Origin of the sequence: Atribacter sp. (assembly GCF_035418125.1) — a bacterium.
GTDB classification, from domain to species: domain Bacteria; phylum Atribacterota; class Atribacteria; order Atribacterales; family Atribacteraceae; genus Atribacter; species Atribacter allofermentans.
Genome location: NZ_DAOLQM010000336.1, coordinates 1 through 1,916, shown reverse-complemented (window position 1 = coordinate 1,916; position 1,916 = coordinate 1). Strand labels below are relative to the sequence as shown.

The following is a 1,916-nucleotide window of genomic DNA, read 5'->3' as shown; positions in this document are numbered from 1 at the left end:
CCCTCTCCCCCTCAGTTTTTTCTTGTCCCCTTACTCTATTTTCTCAAGCTATTGCATTTCAGATCTGGCTTTGGAATAATGAATAAAATTCCAACTCAACCTGAAGGAGAACACTCCCATGCTAAAAAAAGGCCCTCTATTTTATATTTTATTCATCCTTTTTACTATTCTGGCTCCTGCAACCTTGACTCATGCCCTCCCTGAGTTCCGTGGAGTGTGGATCGATGTGAGAAGCATTCCCAATACCCGAGATGGCATTGAAGCCATGGTCAAAGAATTGGCATCAGCTCATTTCAATGCTATTCTGGTTGAATCTTTTTATCTGGGTAAAACCATATATCCTTCAGATTTTTTAGCTCAACAAGGGCTTACCAGCCAAATGGAGGTATATGAACAAACCAATCTTGACCCTCTTGCAGCCTTTATCGAATCAGCTCATAGTTACAATATGCAGGTGCATGCCTGGTTTGACATGTTTTATGTCGGTCTTAACCAACCTGGAGAGCTGCTGGAAAAGTTTCCTGCTTGGCAATCCATTCAGCGTGATGGAACTGTCGGTTATACCCAGGGGAAAAATCATTTTTATTGGGCCTGTCCTCTCCATCAGGGAGTAAAAGAATTTTATATCGGACTTCTTATTGAGGTTCTTCAAAATTATGACCTGGATGGAATTCACCTTGACTATCTGCGATTCCCGGATACAACCATTGCCGACACCTGTTACGCTCAAGAGCATCGGGAACACTTTTTATCACAATACGGCGTTGATCCAATTGCAATCGATCCCTTCACCCAACCGGATGTCTATCGTCTCTGGAATTCTTATCGAGCCCAATCGGTCACTGGCCTCCTGGCAGAAATAAATACAAGAGTTCACCAAATTAAACCGGACATCATCCTTTCAGTAGCTGTTCAACCCCGAGGGATGCCAATCGAGCTCAATCCCGGATTCCTGCAAAACTGGCCTTTTTGGACGGAAAATCATTACTTGGATGTATTGATCCCTATGACTTACAGCTCAAGAGTAAATGAGATGAAAGGATTAACTTATTGGGTCAATACTTTTTTATTAGGGAATCTGCCGGCTTTTGCCGGGATCCAAGCCTTTAATCTTCCCGATATTAAAAACCTCTCCCAAATGGTCGAATTCTCACGCTTGGCTCAATTTCAAGGTTCAGTCATCTTTGCATACCCCTATCTAAACAGCGAAATACTCGATTCCTTAAAACAAGGACCCTTCCAAGAAAAAGCCGAAGCTCCATCTCGAAAATACCTCAATTCTCTGGTTCCAGTTGAGAAAGTCCAAGTCGTTCAGTATTCTCACCCCAATCCCCGAACCATCAAAGCTCAACTCATTCATGAAGTAATCCAGGTCGATGGATTACTTCATGAAAAATCCTGGGAAAAAGCCGACTTTCAAAATGAATTTTCCCTTATCACTGGAGAAGGGTTGGCCAGCAGCCAAACTACCGTAGCTTGTCTTTTTTCACCCACTTACCTCTATATCATGTTTCAGGTAGATGATTCTCCTGAACAAAATCGCAAAATCACCATTTACCAAAAGGACGGACCAGTTTTTTACGATGATTCGGTTGAGGTTTTTATTGATCCCTGGTTTAGCAGCAGCTTTTACTATCATTTATCCTTGAATTCTATTGGAACTCAATATGATAGTTTTTCTCGATCTGGACCTTCCTGGAATGCCAACTGGGAAGTCGCTATCCAGGAAAAAACCAACGGCTGGACAGCAGAAATTGCTATTCCTTTTTCCGAATTGGGAATCCAAACTCCTCAACCGGGAGATCGGTGGAAAATCAATTTTAATCGAACCGATATCATTCTGGGGGAATTTAGTGGGTGGTCACCAACACCCGGGACCTTTCACGCACCATCATTCTTTGGCGTTCTCGAGTTTG

The 1,916-nt window shown here is 42.7% G+C and carries 1 protein-coding gene; it reads left to right on the top strand.

Going from position 1 to position 1,916, the window contains the following annotated elements:
- Positions 1–118: 118 nt before the first annotated feature.
- Positions 119–1,916, top strand: a 1,798-nt coding sequence (locus PLK24_RS11155; RefSeq protein WP_324479154.1) for a family 10 glycosylhydrolase, incomplete at its 3' end; no start/stop codon positions are given.